This window comes from Leptolyngbya sp. 'hensonii' (assembly GCF_001939115.1).
In the GTDB taxonomy this organism is placed as follows: Bacteria; Cyanobacteriota; Cyanobacteriia.
On the sequence record NZ_MQTZ01000008.1, the window covers coordinates 1 to 16,751 of the forward strand.

Annotated in this window: 13 protein-coding genes and 2 pseudogenes; 9 read left to right on the top strand and 6 right to left on the bottom strand. The window is 53.4% G+C overall.

All coding sequences use genetic code 11. The annotated features are described in order from the left end of the window. Positions 1-598, top strand: a 598-nt coding sequence (locus BST81_RS03190) for a ShlB/FhaC/HecB family hemolysin secretion/activation protein (RefSeq protein ID WP_143780198.1), incomplete at its 5' end; no start/stop codon positions are given. 117 nt (positions 599-715) lie between these two features. Beyond that, on the top strand, positions 716-5,443 hold the full coding sequence (locus tag BST81_RS03195; RefSeq protein ID WP_075597107.1) for a filamentous hemagglutinin N-terminal domain-containing protein: 4,728 nt from the start codon (positions 716-718) through the stop codon (positions 5,441-5,443). Positions 5,444-5,480: 37 nt separating this feature from the next. Here the strand turns inward: BST81_RS03195 and BST81_RS03200 are convergent, their stop codons facing one another. The 4 genes from BST81_RS03200 to BST81_RS03215 all read right to left on the bottom strand — a co-directional run bounded on the left by BST81_RS03200 (position 5,481) and on the right by BST81_RS03215 (position 10,129). Next, positions 5,481-7,319: an ATP-binding protein gene (locus BST81_RS03200; protein WP_075597108.1), complete on the bottom strand. Its 1,839-nt coding sequence runs from the start codon at positions 7,317-7,319 to the stop codon at positions 5,481-5,483. A gap of 265 nt (positions 7,320-7,584) precedes the next feature. After that, positions 7,585-8,466 (bottom strand): MnmC family methyltransferase, encoded by an 882-nt coding sequence (locus BST81_RS03205; protein ID WP_075597109.1) that lies wholly within the window; start codon positions 8,464-8,466, stop codon positions 7,585-7,587. A gap of 5 nt (positions 8,467-8,471) precedes the next feature. After that, complete coding sequence (locus BST81_RS03210; protein ID WP_075597110.1) at positions 8,472-9,008, bottom strand: DOMON-like domain-containing protein; 537 nt, start codon at positions 9,006-9,008, stop codon at positions 8,472-8,474. Further along, entirely contained in the window at positions 9,005-10,129 is a 1,125-nt protein-coding gene (locus BST81_RS03215; protein WP_075597111.1) for an aminoglycoside phosphotransferase family protein, read from the bottom strand. Before BST81_RS03215 ends, BST81_RS03210 begins: the two co-directional genes overlap by 4 nt. Positions 10,130-10,358: 229 nt before the next feature. On the opposite strand from BST81_RS03215, the gene BST81_RS03220 reads away from it, so the two are divergent. Next, positions 10,359-10,784: an SRPBCC domain-containing protein gene (locus BST81_RS03220; protein WP_075597112.1), complete on the top strand. Its 426-nt coding sequence runs from the start codon at positions 10,359-10,361 to the stop codon at positions 10,782-10,784. A 44-nt stretch (positions 10,785-10,828) separates the two neighbouring features. Here BST81_RS03220 and BST81_RS03225 read toward each other — a convergent pair whose 3' ends face one another. Together BST81_RS03225 and BST81_RS28700 are read right to left on the bottom strand one after the other, a co-directional pair. Continuing rightward, positions 10,829-12,073 (bottom strand): dicarboxylate/amino acid:cation symporter, encoded by a 1,245-nt coding sequence (locus BST81_RS03225; protein ID WP_075597113.1) that lies wholly within the window; start codon positions 12,071-12,073, stop codon positions 10,829-10,831. Positions 12,074-12,333: 260 nt separating this feature from the next. Beyond that, a pseudogene (locus BST81_RS28700) lies at positions 12,334-12,480 on the bottom strand (ClpX C4-type zinc finger protein); the annotation flags it as partial. A 295-nt stretch (positions 12,481-12,775) separates the two neighbouring features. Here BST81_RS28700 and BST81_RS29065 point away from each other — a divergent pair. The 6 genes and pseudogenes from BST81_RS29065 to BST81_RS03250 all read left to right on the top strand — a co-directional run bounded on the left by BST81_RS29065 (position 12,776) and on the right by BST81_RS03250 (position 16,394). Beyond that, the gene (locus BST81_RS29065) at positions 12,776-12,910 is read left to right on the top strand and encodes a hypothetical protein (RefSeq protein WP_290439413.1); all 135 of its coding nucleotides are present in this window, start codon (positions 12,776-12,778) and stop codon (positions 12,908-12,910) included. Positions 12,911-13,083: 173 nt separating this feature from the next. After that, positions 13,084-13,278 (top strand): annotated as a pseudogene (locus BST81_RS26920) (ISKra4 family transposase); the annotation flags it as partial. Between the two features lie 345 nt (positions 13,279-13,623). Next, a complete protein-coding gene (locus BST81_RS03235) occupies positions 13,624-14,448 on the top strand; it encodes an alpha/beta hydrolase (protein ID WP_075597114.1) in 825 nt (274 codons plus the stop codon). A gap of 115 nt (positions 14,449-14,563) precedes the next feature. Continuing rightward, on the top strand, positions 14,564-15,313 hold the full coding sequence (locus BST81_RS03240; protein WP_075597115.1) for a glucose 1-dehydrogenase: 750 nt from the start codon (positions 14,564-14,566) through the stop codon (positions 15,311-15,313). Positions 15,314-15,371: 58 nt separating this feature from the next. Then, positions 15,372-15,845 carry a DUF4126 domain-containing protein gene (locus BST81_RS03245; RefSeq protein ID WP_075597127.1) on the top strand — a complete coding sequence of 158 codons (474 nt, stop codon included), beginning with the start codon at positions 15,372-15,374 and terminating at the stop codon, positions 15,843-15,845. A 231-nt stretch (positions 15,846-16,076) separates the two neighbouring features. Next, positions 16,077-16,394, top strand: a complete 318-nt coding sequence (locus BST81_RS03250; protein ID WP_253188067.1) for a transposase — start codon at positions 16,077-16,079, stop codon at positions 16,392-16,394. Positions 16,395-16,751 lie beyond the last annotated feature (357 nt).

A 16,751-nucleotide genomic window follows, 5' to 3' on the forward strand; every position in this document is an offset into this window, starting at 1 on the left:
CAGCGTAGTCAAGCTGGGCCAGGATTACGTTGCGCGTGATAGTCAGGGAGCCTGGGGGTTGAGATCGCAGTTCAATATGGGCACGGGCCTGTTCGATGCCACCAGCAATCCGGCTCCGATTCCCTCTGGTCAGTTCTTCAGTTGGTCAGGACAGGTGCAGCGGTTGCAAGTGCTGGACTCGAACCACCTGCTGATGCTGCAGGGAGAGGTGCAACTGAGTGCAGATCCGCTGCTCCCTTCTCAGCAGTTTGTGATTGGGGGTGGACAGTCGGTGCGAGGGTATCGGCAAAATGCCAGGTCTGGAGACAACGGATTTCGGGTTGCGATCGAAGACCGCATCACCGTGGCCCGTGATGGAACGGGAGGTGCTGCCTTTCAGGTTGCCCCCTTCATGGACATGGGAGCTGTTTGGAACTCTGGTCCCCTGCCCCTGCCCCGCAATACCTTCCTCTCAGCCGTAGGAGTGGGACTGCTCTGGAACCCTGACCCAGCATTAGATGTGCGACTGGACTACGCCATGCCCTTCATCAACCTGAGCGATCGGGGCAACAACATTCAGGATGGGGGCCTGCACTTCAGGATCAACACCCGCTTCTAATCCCGATCCAAACCCACCCCGGCCCTGGGGGCCACCCCTCCCCAGAGGGGATGAATCCGTGCAGGCGTTGCAGGTAACGCCTCTTCTATTCCCCATAATTCTTCCCTTAATATCACCATGACCAGCAAAAAACAGCACCGCAGCAATTTCTCTATCCTTGCTTTCAGCCGGATCGCCAGCAGTTCTGCCCTGGCAGGACTGGCGCTGAGCCTGCTCCCCGCCCAGGCCCAGATTACCCCAGCCGCAGATGGAACAGGAACGATCGTTCACGTCAACGGCAACCAGTTCGATATCTCAGGCGGAACGCAAGCAGGCAGCAACCTGTTCCACAGCTTTCAGCAGCTAGGCTTAACGCAAGAACAGATCGCCAACTTCATGGCCAATCCCAACATTCAGAACATCCTGGGACGGGTAACAGGCGGAGATCCATCCGTCCTGAATGGCCTGATTCAGGTCACAGGGGGCAATTCCAACCTGTTTCTGATCAACCCAGGCGGGATTATTTTCGGCCCTAATGCCCAGTTGAATGTCCCAGCAGCATTCACCGCCACCACCGCCAACGGGATTGGGATGGGCAACGGCATGTTCAGCGCCAGTGGCCCCAACGATTACAGTACGTTGCTGGGCAATCCCGACTCCTTTGTGTTCACGATCGCGCATCCCGGAGCGATCGTCAACCTGGGCGATCTGACGGTGAAAGACGGACAGAGCCTGGTGCTGACGGGTGGAACGGTCATCAGCAGCGGCAAGCTGGACGCTCCCAAGGGTCAGATCCTGGTGACCGCGATGCCCGGTGACAGCAGCCTGCGGATCAGCATTCCCGGTTCCCCCCTGAGCCTGGAGATTCCCAAACCGAATGACTGGAACGGGTCGATCGCCACTTTGAGTCAACTCCTCTCTGGCACAGGCAGCCCTGGGAATGGCATCACCACTGACGCAGACGGCACGGTGCATCTGACAGGTTCTGACTTCACAGTGCAGTCGGGGGATGGGGTGGTGCAGCAGGCGAGGGCCGCCCAGGTGACGATCGGGGCGGCGCACAACCTGATTCTGGCTCCGGTAGATGATACTAATCCCGCCAGTTTGACTGCCAACCGTAACCTGAGCCTGATGGCAGGCAATCAGGTCATCGTCAGAGACTCAAAGGCTCAGCCTGTCTCTGTGCAAGCAGGAGGGGATTTGACCGTATTGGGTCAGCAGGGCATTGATATCCTGGCTCTGAAACATCCAGAGGCCGGACAGGCATTCCAGAGCCTGGGGGACATGCGCTTCCTCAGCGATGGCACCATTTCTGGGGATGCCCACTTTGCTTCTCAGGGGAGAATTTCTTTCCTGACCCTGAGCGGGGAGAATGGTAATTTCGTCAGCTATTACGACCCGATCGTCTCTTCCGACCAGGATGTGCGGATTGGCAACTACACCGGCGCATCCCTGAAGGTGGAAACCCTGGGCAGTATCTACGCCGGGGATATCACCATTACCAGTCCCGATACAAGTCTGGTAGGAACTGACCCGGACATTCCCACTCTGACCGGCAGTGCCGCCCTGATCCTGAGAGCGGGTCTGCCGTCTCTGGCCAATCCCGTCAACCTCAGCACCCAGAACCTGCTGCTGAARACGGGGGGGRCGGTGGCCAATGTGCTCTACCAGGCCAATGAACTGGCTGTGCCACCAGGTTACTCTAGTACRGTTGGGACGGCGATCAACGCCAATGGGGATGTGGCCGGGTATGGCTATGATGCCAGTGGGAATGCCATCGCCRCYRTATTTCCCCAGAGTGGGCCTTCCTTGGGACTCTGGCAAATCCCTGGTTACGCCTGGACTCCGGCGATCGGGATGAGCGATAGCGGCATGGTCGCCATCACCGCCAGCAATGGGTTTGGCACGCCAGAGCGGGCTGCCTTCTACACCCCTGGTGTGGGTCTGTACCCATTGCCCAACCTGCCCACGGCTCCCAGTGCCATCAGCGCCACCTTTGGCATCAGTGGCAATGGCCAGATTGTGGGGACGGTGGCTGATGCTTTCGGGGAGGGTCATCTGGCGCTGTGGCAAGCAGATGGCACSCTCTATGATCTGGGCACTGCATCTGCTTTTATGTCTGGYGCGAATTTCATCAAYGGTCGGGACATTTCCAATAGCCAGATTGTGGGCCAGGTGGGGTACAGCGATGGAACCGGTTGGATTTACAACTCCCAGGCGTTTATCAGAGACTCATCTGGGAACGTCACCTTCATCAGCCCCGTGGCTGGGGACAGCCAGAGCATYGCSTTAGGRACGAATGACCTGGGGACAGTGGTGGGAGCCTCTTACCAGGGGCCATACAGCTACAATATCAATCCCAGTAACATGCAAGCTTTCCTGTATACCCCAGGGACAGGGACGGTGAGCCTGGGCATGCTCCCCGGAACGACCTACTCCCAGGCGAATCGGGTCAATAATAACAATGTGGCGGTGGGTTTTTCTGGGGATGGGGCCAGTACAACGGCTACCCTGTTCAGCCATGGAGCCGCGATCGATGCCAATGCCCTGCTGACTCCTGAGAGTGGGGGCCTTATCACCCATGCGGGGGACATCAACGATGCCGGTCAGATTGCAGCCACCGGCACCAATGCCATTGGGCAAACGAGAGCCTTCCGACTGGACCCCACCGTAACGCCTACTGGGGGCATTAGCGTCGGTACTATCACCACAGCCGGTGGCCCTGTGATCCTGGATGGTCCCAAGGTGGAGGTGCGGGGCGACATCACCACCCATGGCGGGGAAGTCCTGTTCCAGCAAACCTCGCCGGTCACCCTGAACAGTTCAACGGCAACGGTGACCGTGCGATCGGGGGATGGCAACATCACGGTCAACGGTCCCATAGAGGGGGACAATGCCCTGAACCTGGATGCCGGTGCGGGCACCATCACCCTCAACAACACCATTGGCGCAACCACGCCCCCCACTCACATCAACCTGGTCAGCCGAGACCTGACGGTGAATGCGCCCATCACCGCTAATGGGGACATCAATCTGGCAGCAGATACCCTCACCCTGGCTCCCACCAGCACCCTTAACCCGGGTGGTCACACCCTCTTCCTTGAACCTGCCACCAACGATGGTCGGGATATTGGCATTGCCAGAGCCGCCACACCGGGCGCTTACCAGGTGGATGCGACGGTCTTTCCTAAGGTCCAGGGAGCGGGCCAGATTGTGATCGGGCGGATGGAAGGGAATGGCACCGTTTATCTGGGTCTACCTGCCGTTGATGTTCCGATCGCGGTTCCCAAAGCGGACCTGCTGATTGGCCCCGACAGCGACATGACCTGGCAGGTGACGGGCAGTGGTCGGGTGACGACCACGACTCACTTTCCCCATGGCTTTACGGTCTGGAACCTGGCCAGTCTGGAGGGAGGGGCCGGGAATGATGCCCTGCAATTTGCTCCTGCTGCCGAACTGTCTGGCAATGCGGATGGGGGACCGGGCCACAACAGCCTGGACTATGCCACCTACGGCGCTCCCGTGACCATCACCCCCGGCAACAACACCCCTGGGACGGCCACCGGGATCGGCGGGTCCATCCTCCACTTCACCCAGGCAACGGGGGACCCCACCCAGACCACCAGCAACTGGGTGATTGGTCCCGATGTGGATGCGACCTGGCAACTGACCGGACCCGCGTCTGGAGTAGTCGATGGCATGAGCTACACCCACTTCGGCAACCTGCGTGGGGGTGCAGCCTCGGATACCTTCACCCTTGCAGATGGGGCGACCCTGCCCGATCGCCTCGATGGTGGACCGGGCAACGATACCCTGATGGGGGATAACAGTAGCGCCAATACGATCGACCTGACTGGACCCGACTCCGGCACCCTCACCACCAGCCAGGGCACGATGGCCTTCACCCGGATTGAGAACCTGACCGGGGGCAATCAGCCCGATACCCTGCGAGTGCATCCGGGGGCATCTCTCACCGGCCACCTGAATGGCTCCGATGGGGTCGATACCCTGGACTATTCTGCTTACAACCAGGATGTGACGGTCAACCTGCAAACTGGGTCCGCCACTGCCTTTGGCCAGGGCATTTCCAGCATCGAAAATCTGATGGGGACGAAGGGCAAGAACGATACGCTGACCGGTTCTGACAGTCCGAACGACTGGCAAATCACGGGCGTTGATCAGGGAACGGTCACGACGGGTGGGCAGACCACCCACTTCAGCGACTTCGAGCACCTGAATGGGGGCAACCAATCCGACAGCTTCACCCTGAAGCAAAGCGATAGTGAGATCACGGGGCAAATCAATGGGGGAGAGGGCATTGACAGCCTGAATCTGCGAGATACCAGTGTGGTCGATTGGAGCGGGGCGGACAGTGGGACCGTGGATGGCTCGAATCGGTTTGTGTCGATCGAGGCTGTCTATCCCAAACCCAAGGTTCAGCCGGACCTGCCTGTCTTCCAGCCAGAGCCGCTGGATCTGTCTCGGTTTAGAGGATTGTTGGAGCATGATCGCGATCTCCTTTGGGTGATCAAGGGGGAGGAGGGAGAGGACTTTGCCTGTGTCTCTCCAGAACAGGCTGAGGCCACGATCGCCAGTGCCACCAAAACCGCAACCACACCCCAGGATAAATCCCGTCTGGAGTCTCTTAAGAACAAGCTCTTGGCCTGTTTTAAGGGCTCCCACGAGCGCAAGCCACAGAACTCCCAGGTCCGCCCATTGGAGGAAGCTCAAGGGCCGATCGAAAGGCGGAAGGTTATCCTGAACAAGTTAGGGCAACAGGCATACCAGACCCAGTCTGCTACAGATGAGCCTGCTCAGGCGACAAAGCCTTTGCTAAAGCCAGGTCTGACCAAGGGGAAATTCTAGGCAACTGCAGGGGGAAAACGCGGAGACTCCAGGCGGTTTACCACATTTCCCCCTCGTCATGCCTTCTGGAAGCACAACCGCCCTGGGGAAGGGCAACCGTAAAAGTGGTCTGTCCTCCAGCACTTTCTACTCGGATTGTGCCTCCCAGTTGCTCTACCAGTTTTCTGGCTAGGGCCAATCCCAGTCCTGTGCCGTTATGCTTCCAGGGGTCCTTCGTTGGGAAGCGATAGAACTTGTCAAAGATATAGGGCAGATCCTCAGGTGCAATTTCTACACCGGAATTTCTGACACTGATTTGGACAGTATCCGCAATAGCCTCAGCCACCACAGTGATGGTCTCCTGGGGTGGCGTATACCTGCAGGCATTGGTTAAAAGCTCGGTCAGGATACGTTCTAAATTTCGTCGATCGGTCATCCAGAGGGGAATTGTTCCAACAATATCCAGTTGCAGGGTTTGTTGTTGCACTTCGGCCCGTTCAACAAATACTTCTAAGATGTAGGGCAACCAGATATGGAAATTTAATCCTGACAACAGCAGGGGTTCTAAGTTTGCATTCAAGCGAGTCAGGTCTAACAAATTGTTGATCAGGTTAATTTCCCGCTGACATTCGCCATGCAGGATTTGGAGATATTGGGCGGCTTTGCTAGAGTCTGTGTGAAAAATCTCCAGATCTCTTAAGTTGATTTCTAGGAGTTCAGCCGCTAACTTGATATTAGAAACAGGGGTTCGTAATTCATGGGAAATGGTACTCAGAAAGTCATCTTTGAGGTGATTCAGCTTGACTAACTCTTTCACCTGAACTTGAGCTGACTGATAGAGTCGGGCCTGACTCAAGGAAATGGCGCATTGAGTAGCGACCTGATTAATCAGACGCATTTCCAACTCATTAAAACTTTTATCTTGAGTCCGAAATAACCATAAGTCACCCAGCACCTTCTGAGAACCTTTCGTTGCAGTTGGTTCTGTTCTGTTGGGTTGCTCCTCATTGAGGGGTAACAACATTGGACAAACGAAGACAGCAATTGGAACCGGGTTGACCTGGTCGAAGGGAGAATCAAGTAAACAGAATTGAAAAGAATCTCCTTGCAGCAGGGGAGTATAAATTTCCCTATATTCAGTCATTTGAATCACCTGCCCCCTACTGGGAGAAGGCCAGGATTGATGATACTGATAGAGAATAGTGGAAACTTTCTGGCCCCAGTTATAAAGGCCTGTTGCACAGTATTCCACAGAGAGTCCTAGTACCAGTTCCTCAACAACAGTTCTTAAAATCAGATTTTCATCTAGACTATCTCGAACCTTATCGGTGATTCGTTTAAGCAGGGTCTCAAATTCGAGGGCTTGCCTGAGCTGAAGAGTGCTTTTCTGAACTCGATTTTCCAGGTCATGATTCAATTGCTGGAGCTGCTGGTTCAATTGACTGGAAAGGAGTTGGGCCTGTTGGCGTTCATGAATCTCCTGCTTGAGTTGAAGATTCTGGCATTGCAGTTGTTTTCTTTGTCGCTGAATAAGCAGTTGATTTTCGATCCGAATGATGACCTCAGTGATGTGAAAAGGTTTTGTAATGTAGTCAACACCGCCAAATTCAAAGGCTTTGACTTTGTCCAGAATTTCATGGGAAGCGCTCAAGAAAATGACTGGAACTTCAAAGGTTTTAGGATTTTCTTTCAGTTGCCGACAAATTTCATAGCCATCGATATCAGGCAACTTGATATCTAACAAAATTAGATCAGGGGGCGTGGCACTGGCTGCCATCAGAACCATGGACCCACTGATGACACCTCTGACGTTATAGCCTCGCTCAGTGAGAATCCCAGATAGTAGACGCAAACTATCAGGGATATCATCTGCTATCAGGATATTTCCTTTGCTCACATTCGCCCACTGATCCCTTTACAGTATGTACCAATTATATGGGTCACAAATTGCTGCTCAATTTTTTTACGCAATTCCAAGCAAAGACCAGACCCACGCATACAATTTAAGGTTAGTCGATCAGTTGGCTTGAGTAGTCATTGCTACTTAAATTGAAGTAGCAGTCATTTGTAATCTTGTATTTATACAACTTTTCCTAAAACTGGACGATCGTCCGGTTGCAATCTTGACATTCTTGAACTTGCTGTTAGCATTCGTTGACCCATTAATGAATGCCCCAGCGCCGTCGCCATTGGGTGGTTGCTTCCAGCGTGGAGCATTGCTGTTCCTGTTGGTGCCGCTCCAGGATGGCTTCAGTTGGATCTGCCAGGGTCGGATCTCGATAGGGAATGGAGGCTCGGGTTAGGAGGTGCTCCTGTTCCAGGGGGGAGAGTGGATGCAGGGTTTCCAGGGTGAAGGCTCCGATCGTCCCCTGGGACCACTCATGGGACCGATGGGGAAGGCTGGGGGGTAGGGTGCCAATCTGCAAACCAGCGGCCAGCATGGCCGATCGCACCGATGCCGATCGGGAATAGGTGACAAGTTTGCCATCCTGACTCAGACACCTGGCGGCCAGTTGAAAAAACTCCACTGTCCACAATTGGGGACAGCGTCGGGGAGAAAAGGGATCGAAGAAAATGGCATCGGCTTGCCAGCCTGCCTGACAAAGGACGGGCAGGGTTTGGCGGGCATCCCCCAGGAGCAGGGTGGCCTGAAGTTGGCAGCTCCTGTAACGATGCTGCTGGGCGATCGCCTGCAGCACTGTTTGAATTTGGGGAGACCAGATCTCAATCATTGGCGGAACGATCGCTGCTCTGGGAACCGTTGCATCGAGCTCCAGGGCGTAGAGTTCAATCCGACAGGCGGGATTCAGGGTCCAGATGGTTTCCAGCGCGGCGGCACTGTTGTACCCCAGACCATAGCAAACATCCAGGAGTTTCAAGGTTTCCCGATGTGCTTTCTGGGGTAGGTCAGCAGCCTGGACAAATTTGTGCAACGCCTCTTCCCTGGCTCCTTGGTGGCTGTGAAAACTTTCCCCAAAGGCTTCTGAGAAGAAGGTGTAGGAACCATCTTCCGTGGGTAAGGGAATCCAGCCAACAGCACTCATAGAGCTCACACCATCAGCGTAAAACTGTCGCGCCGATGGAAATCGGCTTCCGGTCCACTATGGGTCAGGGCCCAATAGGAGATCTGACCAGTTCGGAGCTGGATCACACTGGTGACAGCGACCTCCAGTTTTTTACCCGGTGGCACGATCGCAGTCAGATCAAAGTTGAGGGCCAGAGCAAGGCTGTTCGGGGCAGATTGTACCTGGAATGACAGCCAGGTTACGCCAGTTTCCTCCTGCATTCCCTGACGATAGCTGTCAAAGTAATACACATTCCAGTGACCAGCCGGGGAAAGGTTGAACTCCCAATATCGAGGTGATCGGGGCAAACCCAGAAAGAACTCAAAACAAGTGGTTTCCCATAACTGATGTCGGCGTTCTGGTTGGGCTGCAGGGGGGGTGATCTCCATCTCCGCCAAAGCCCCTTGCAGATCATACTGAAGATACAATCTGTCCGCCGATCGGGCCAGACTGCCGGAAAGGGTGAGGCCAGACAAGGTAGAGTTCGGGAAAGGCTGGAGAGAAAAGGGCTGGCCGCTCATCGTAAATCTCGAATCAGGTGACGAATTGTGGTTTCCTGGGCCTCAATGCTCTCAGTCAGACGAAACTGAACCAGGGCTCGGGCGAGGTTATGGTGGGTATGTTTGACTTTGAAATAGACATTGCCTGCCAGATGATCGGTCAAAAAGCGCAGTCCCAGTTCGAAGGTGATCAGGCGGATGGCATCGAACAAGTAGGCATAGTCATTTTCGGTCAGAAACTCCTGCGCTACGGAGAGATAGCCCTGCAGAATGCTCCGACACAGTTCCGGCTCGAAGTGAACCGTTTCCCATTGTTCGGTTTCCTCCCCAGCAGGATTACAGCTCGATCGCAGACAATCTCCGATATCGTAGTGAATCAATCCTGGCTTCACCGTATCCAGATCCACCACACTGGCAGCTTTGCCAGTTTCAATGTCAAACATGACATTGTTGACCTTGGGGTCTCCATGCATCAGGCGCAGGGGCAGCTTGCCCTGCTCCTTAGCCAGTTCCAGCACGACAGCTAGGGATTTGCGATCGTGAACAAACTGCTGGCAATAGGACAACTCTGGGCATTGGTCCACAGTTGTTTTCGCCGCCACAGCCTCGTACTGTTGCAGGTAGCGGGGCGTAATGTGAAATCCTTCTAGCGTATCCGCCAGGTGATCAGGGGGCAAATCGCTGATCAGATTATGAAACATACCCAGGGCATAGCCAACTTCCCTGGCCTGTTCCGGATTGTGCATTGTGTCGAAAGATTCTGTCCCAGCAATGAAACTGATGGCGCGCCAGAACTGGCCATCCCCATCCTGCCAGTAGTCCTGTCCTGTTTGGGTGAGCACCACCTGGGGCACCTCCCAGCGTCGATCGGGGGGAGTCTGTTGCAAGCGATCGGCCACATGGCGGGTGAAGGTCCGCATATTCTGCATGATCAGATGGGGCTGCTGGAACACCCGGGTATTGATCCGCTGCAGCACCAGATGGGTCTGGTTGGCATCATCCAGCACCACCAGGAAGGTGTCGTTAATATTGCCGCTCCCAAAGGACTGAAGACGGGTGATATTACCCTGATGGGCGAACTGGTCGGCGATCGCAACTAGCTGATCCCGGCTGGGGCTGGAGATAACGGGCTCGCTGGGCATAGATTCTTGATGGATGTGCTGTCTGGATCTATCCATAGTGGGACAGGGTTACTAAGCTACCATGAAGCCCTTGCTTTACTACCTGCTCTTCACCAATCTACAGCGAAAACCTCTCTCTTCCTCAGCGCTGGAATGCAACAATACCATCACTCAGTTCCATGAAATTTGCTGTATTGTATGGGATTGGACGATAAGAACAGAAATCTGGTGGAGCATCAGGAGATCAACCATGAAATGCTTTAGTACGTCCACAATGATTCGAGCTTTGCCAGAAACAATCTGGGGCATCCTGGTCGATGGAACTCAATGGACGGAGTGGAACACCACGATTGTCAAGCTGGAAGGCAAGATCGCTCTCGGTCAAACTGTGATGGTGTACGCCAAGATCAGCCCAGAACGAGCCTTTCCGGTCAAGGTGAGCGAGTTCGTTCCATATGAACGGATGGTCTGGACTAGTGGGATGCCGCTGGGTCTTTTCAAGGGTAAGCGCACTTACCGTTTGGCCCAGCAGCCTGATGGGATTGTGGAGTTTTCCATGCAAGAAATTTTCAATGGGCTGATGGCACCTCTGATTACACCGTCCATTCCTGATTTGCAACCGTCCTTCGACGAGTTTGCTGCGGCCCTGAAGAGACGAGCCGAGGCAACTGCCTGATGGGGGAGCGATCGGACCGCTCCCCCATCAGGCCACATTGCTGCTTAACTGTCCTGGGTAGGTACGGGTTGGGTGGCTAAATCGATCGATTCTTCAGCTTCCCAGTAGCTGAGGACGATTGCATGGGTGCTATTGCCGACGATGTTAAGCACCGTTTTGAACCCATCGGTTAACCGATCGACCCCAGCGACGATCGCAACCCCTTCCAGGGGAAGTCCGGCTGCCGAGAGCACCGTGGTCATGGTGATCAAGGCGGAACCCGGAACGCCGGGGGTACTGAAGGACACCAGCAAACTGCTAAGCCCAATCGCCAGAAGCAGGGATGAGGTGATCGGAACATGGTAGATCTGGGCGATGAACAGGGCATTAAATCCCTGCAAGATGGCCGAACCATCCCGTTTCAGGGCCGTTCCCAGGGGAATGGCAAAGCTGGCGATATCCGGACGCAGGCCATACCCTTCCTGGATATCCCGCAGCAGAACTGGCAGCACCGCATTTGAACTGGCCGTGCCGAAGCCTAAAGAAAGGGATTCCGAGAGGCTGGAGAAAAACTTGCCTGGTTTGGCCTTGAGGAAAAAGAGTACACCCGCATAAAACCCGATCATGAGGGCACTAGAGAACAGTAATCCCAGCACGTAGAGGAGCAGGCGGGCGATCAGGCCCAATCCTTGAGTGGCAATGACGGAGCTAATCAGGGCAAAGACACCGATCGGGGCCACATACAGAATTACCCCCAGGATTTTTTCGCTGATGATGTAGAGGCTTTCCAGCAACTCAACGAAAGGGTTGGCTTTTTCCTGGGCCAGGTGAATGCCAACGCCAAACAGGGCCGCCGAAAAAATGATCTGCAGCAGATTGCTGGTGCTGAGAGCCTCCAGAGGATTCGTAGGAATCAGACTGACTAGCCACCCAATCAGAGATAGGGACTCAGCACTACTGGAACTGCTGACCGGAATCAGCCCCGTCATCCCCACTCCCGGTTGCAAGACCAGGGCGATCGTCATCCCCAAACAGAGAGACATGAAACTGGTGAGCAGGTAACTACTCAACAACTTGAGCACATAGCGCCCGACCTGGGCTGCACTTTGAATGCGGGTGAGACCGAGAATCAGGGACGAAAAGACGATCGGTACCACCACAAACTGAATCAGACGGAGAAACGATCGGCCCAGGGGAGCAAGCAGATAGTGATCCAGGGGGATGATGGCCTCCGGGAACGCTCCATTCAGAAGGGTTCCAAACAGGATGCCAACACCGAGGGCAACCAGGATGAGCGTGGACAAATTCATGGAATTGAGAGAATCCCGCAAGCACGTTGCCTAGTAGTATACCTGGAACCCACCCCGGTCCTGCGGGCAACCCCTCCCAAGAGGGGATTTCATGCCAGTCCGCTAATTTGGGCCTAGTAATTTGCGACTGTAGGTCGGGCATCTTGCCCGACAAGATTCAGGCCCGATTTAGGATTAGTTCACAGCTTTATGCTGAGGTTTTACGCCTTACTGGCGAAGCATCATGAGGTCGAGAAGAATCAACCGGGGGGTCGATCGAAGCTCTGTTCCTCAGCAATAATTTCGTTGCACAGATCAATGCACTCATTGCAGATAAAAACCTGGGGACCAGCAATCAGCTTCGCGACTTCTGTCTGCCCTTTGCCACAGAAAGAGCAGCGCAGGGTCCGATCGGCACTCTCGTACACTTCCTGAATGCGATTCTGGACCCAGGAGCGGAACAAATCGGCCTCACTCCGCTCCCGCCCGGTGGAATAGTCCCCATATTCCCAGTCCTGCCCTTCCACCTCAGCCGAAAATTCCCGCTGCTTTTCCAGGCGACCCCGACAGATGGATGGTTCCAGATAAAGCGCCCAGCCCTGGGGTTTGCCATTTTCATAGTAGCCCAGGTGGGTCAACTGGCCTTCTGCATTGAATTCGGCATAGAATCCTTCTTTCCGGTCAGACTGATATCCCGGTCGCAGAAATGATGCATCAATGTTCATGACTGGTTCCTACAAATTGTCCTGTGGCGGTTTTCTTTGCACCCTACAAGAGAAACGATCGCCAGTCCGGGAAGGAAAGGGCTGGTTTAACTCAGAGGCGTTGCTGAATTACGGTGTGATTTGCCCGATCTGAACGTGAGCGAGACGCTCCCACTCCCTATCAATGCACAACCTTAGTAGTATGAGCATCTTGCTCACGCTCCTGATTCCTTCCTTCAGTAAGGCCGAAAATCCTTCCAGATTGAAGACGATGGCTTGCAGTTGCAAAATCGTCTAGAGCAAAAGCGGGTAGCGAAGGAGTGTGCCGAAGCTTTTTTGTAGGACAATGAGCAGCTAGTTGGGTGGGTGAATTAGCAGTCGTTAGCAAATCCTGTGAGCTGTTTGGGAGAGGGTCATGACGGAATTTGGAATCTGTCTGGGGAGATTGCGAGTCCGACGCAAAGACGAGAGATTTTAGATTGGTTTTACCTGGTGGAGAATCTTCACAAAGTGGGTGGTTCTTTTGTGCTTACTTGAATGGGCAGTTCTCAAATTGAGCTTTGCAAGACTGGGATGCACCCGAAGTGATCAACTTATTTGTACAAGCTGCCTTAAGAGTACTTTTGAGTGTTTTGTATCAAGGCGGCTTATTATTAACCTGGTAATGAAAGTCGCAAAGAGAAATCCATAACCCTCAAGGGTTTTAGCCTTAAAAATGTAAAATTAATTATTGTTAGGTTAAGATGTCAGCAAAAAGAGGGCAGATCGCATCAAACAGGAGTTAATCCACGAATGGCTCAAGATCATCGAATCAACGCAGATTGCTAGCATTCCTGCATGGCGTAGCACAACCAAGTAAAGGTAACCATGAGCACCATCACTACTAAAGACGGCACGGAGATTTACTACAAAGACTGGGGTTCCGGGCAACCGATCGTGTTCAGCCACGGCTGGCCCCTGAGTGCAGACGCTTGGGAATCGCAGATGTTTTTTCTCGCCTCGCATGGCTACCGCTGCATCGCGCACGATCGTCGCGGTCATGGTCGCTCGAGCCAACCCTGGAATGGCAATGAGATGGACACCTATGCTGACGATTTAGCAGAACTCTTCGAGGCGCTAGATCTAAAGGATGTGGTGATGATCGGTCACTCGACGGGTGGTGGTGAAGTGGCGCGTTTTATCGGACGTCACGGGACATCACGTGTTGCCAAAGCAGTGCTGATGGGTGCAGTACCACCAATTATGCTCAAGACAGCAGCGAATCCGGGTGGGCTGCCCATTGAAGTCTTTGATGGCTTTCGAGCAGCGTTTTTGGCTGATCGATCACAGTTCTTCCTGGATGTAGCCAGTGGACCGTTCTTTGGTTTCAACCGACCTGGTGCCAAGGTCTCCCAAGGGCTGATCTATTCATGGTGGATGCAAGGCATGATGGCTGGATATAAGAACGCCTATGATTGCATCAAGGCATTTTCGGAAACCGATTTCACTGAGGATTTGAAGAAGTTCGATGTACCGACGCTGATTATTCATGGCGATGATGATCAGATCGTACCGATCGGTGCTTCTGCCCTCCTGTCTGCAAAGCTTGTCAAGAATTCGATCTTAAAGATCTATCCCGGTGGATCGCACAGCCTGGGTGACACGAGTAAGGAACAGCTCAATGCCGACCTGCTGGAATTTGTTAAGTCCTGATGCTAAGGCGCTTACGTAAGACATTACTGTCAAAGATTCCGAATGGATGGTTCTCGTCAGTTCGTACCCGTTTCGGGTAGACCGCTCAAACTTAATACCCACAACACTTACGATCATGAAAAAACTCGACGGAAAAGTTGCAGTCGTCACAGGAGCATCTAAAGGAATCGGTGCCGAGATCGCCAAACATTTGGCAGCCGAAGGTGCAGCCGTGGTTGTCAACTACGCATCCAGTAAAGAAGGAGCCGATCGCGTGGTTGACGAGATTGTTGGCAGAGGTGGAAAGGCGATCGCAGTCCAGGCAAATGTTGCCAAAAATGCAGAAATCGAACATCTTTTTGCAGAGACGCAGCAAGCATTTGGCAAGCTCGACATCTTGGTTAACAATGCTGGAATTTATGAATTTTCCCCACTTGAAGGCATCACAGAAGAGCACTTCCACAAGCAGTTCGATCTGAATGTGCTGGGATTAATCCTCACTTCACAACAAGGTGTAAAGCACTTCGGCTCGTCGGGTGGCAGCATTATCAATATCAGTTCGATTGTCAGCACCCTCGCGCCCGCAAACGCCTCGGTCTATAGCGCCACCAAAGCAGCAGTCGATGCCATTACGAAGTCGCTTGCCAAAGAGCTGGGCTCACGCAATATTCGCGTTAACTCCATCAATCCTGGCATGGTGGAAACGGAGGGTACGCACACCGCAGGAATTGCCGAGAGCGAAGGTCGCCAACAGACGGAAGCATTAACCCCACTGGGTCGAATCGGACAGCCGCAGGACATCGCCCCTGCCGTCGTCTTCTTCGCGTCTTCCGATTCAGCCTGGATCACTGGCGAAACGCTGTACATCACGGGTGGTCTTCGTTAGTTGGAACGGCATTGAGTTATTTGTCAATGAAGGCTTATCACAAATCTAAATGAGTGCGATGGTTTATTTCCTTGCTCTGGTTATTGGCATTATTGCGGGTCTGCGTACCATGACTGCACCCGCTGCTATGAGTTGGGCGGCTTATTTGGGTTACCTCAATCTGAGTGGGGGCTGGCTCACTTTTATGGGCTACCGCTTCACACCATGGATTCTCTCCGTGCTAGCACTGGGCGAATTTGTGACAGATCAACTGCCTTCCACGCCCAGCCGCAAAGTACCGGTTCAGTTTGGGGCTCGCCTTGTCAGTGGTGCGCTCTCGGGAGCCATGGTAGGGGTCAATGGCGGCACGCTCTTGGGCGGGTTACTGGCAGGCATTGTCGGTGCGGTGATTGGTACGTTGGGTGGTGCGGCAGCGCGTTCTCGGCTCGCCACTGCCTTTGATCGTGACCTACCAGCGGCGCTGATCGAAGATGCCGTCGCTATCATCGGCGCAATTTCAGTGGTGGGGATGTTGCGATCGCTCACAATTTAAACGTCGGGAAAAGTTATTACCTTGGCAATAAAACAGAAGGCATAATAGAAGTAGAGGCACAAGGAGGGTTGTGATGGATAAACCGGCTGCCCGACACCTCTCGATCGAGACCCAGACTTACTTGCGACAGCAAGCAATCCGACTGCGACAGTAAGGCAAGCGAGTCAATGATATTAGTGAATATTTGGGAGTTCATCGCAACCAGCGCAGTTTATTCGATTTTGTAAGCGGTTGATTACCAAGCGCAGCCACAAGCTGTTTTGGATTGTAGACCGTCATCCAGTCCATCGACAGACTATTTCGAAGCAATGGTTGAAGCAACACACTGAGCAGATAGAGTTATTTTATTTACCCTCCTATTCCCCGCAGTTGAATCCAGTGGAGTACTTTAATGGGTTTATCAAGCAAGGGGTGCATGATCAACCCCCGACTCGCAATTTGGTTCAGTTGAAGCGTCGAGTGTTGTCTCAGTTGCGGCAGTTACAAAAACTACCTGCGGATATCAGGAATTATTTCAAGCATCCATCGATTGCTTATGCTGCCTTGTAAAATTCATCCTATTTCATTGCCGATGTAATAGCTCTCTTTAGATTCTCTTTAGAAATCAGCTCTAAGACGGGGCAATTTTCTGAGCAAGCTGATTTAAAAGAGCGTATTCTTCAGTTCATCGATTATTTCAACCCTACAATGGCAAAACCATTCCAGTGGACTTATAAACGAAAGGCGCTGAGGGTCTAAATATGGTATGCAAACTTAAGCCTTAGCTTACTAGGCATTTGTACATCCGTCATTTGATGGATTGCCTTTCTAGGGGCAGATCATCCATAACGAAGAGATGAATGCCCATCCCCAGACCTGATCTCAAGGGACTCATGATCAATGCCCAATCCCAGACTACAGACGCAA

Coding starts and splice junctions, on each gene's coding strand:
- BST81_RS03205 (WP_075597109.1), bottom strand. CDS start 8,466: ATGAGTGCTGTTGGCTGGATTCCCTTACCCACGGAAGATGGTTCCTAC.
- BST81_RS03210 (WP_075597110.1), bottom strand. CDS start 9,008: ATGAGCGGCCAGCCCTTTTCTCTCCAGCCTTTCCCGAACTCTACCTTG.
- BST81_RS03215 (WP_075597111.1), bottom strand. CDS start 10,129: ATGCCCAGCGAGCCCGTTATCTCCAGCCCCAGCCGGGATCAGCTAGTT.
- BST81_RS03220 (WP_075597112.1), top strand. CDS start 10,359: ATGAAATGCTTTAGTACGTCCACAATGATTCGAGCTTTGCCAGAAACA.
- BST81_RS03225 (WP_075597113.1), bottom strand. CDS start 12,073: ATGAATTTGTCCACGCTCATCCTGGTTGCCCTCGGTGTTGGCATCCTG.
- BST81_RS29065 (WP_290439413.1), top strand. CDS start 12,776: ATGACTGGTTCCTACAAATTGTCCTGTGGCGGTTTTCTTTGCACCCTA.
- BST81_RS03235 (WP_075597114.1), top strand. CDS start 13,624: ATGAGCACCATCACTACTAAAGACGGCACGGAGATTTACTACAAAGAC.
- BST81_RS03240 (WP_075597115.1), top strand. CDS start 14,564: ATGAAAAAACTCGACGGAAAAGTTGCAGTCGTCACAGGAGCATCTAAA.
- BST81_RS03245 (WP_075597127.1), top strand. CDS start 15,372: ATGGTTTATTTCCTTGCTCTGGTTATTGGCATTATTGCGGGTCTGCGT.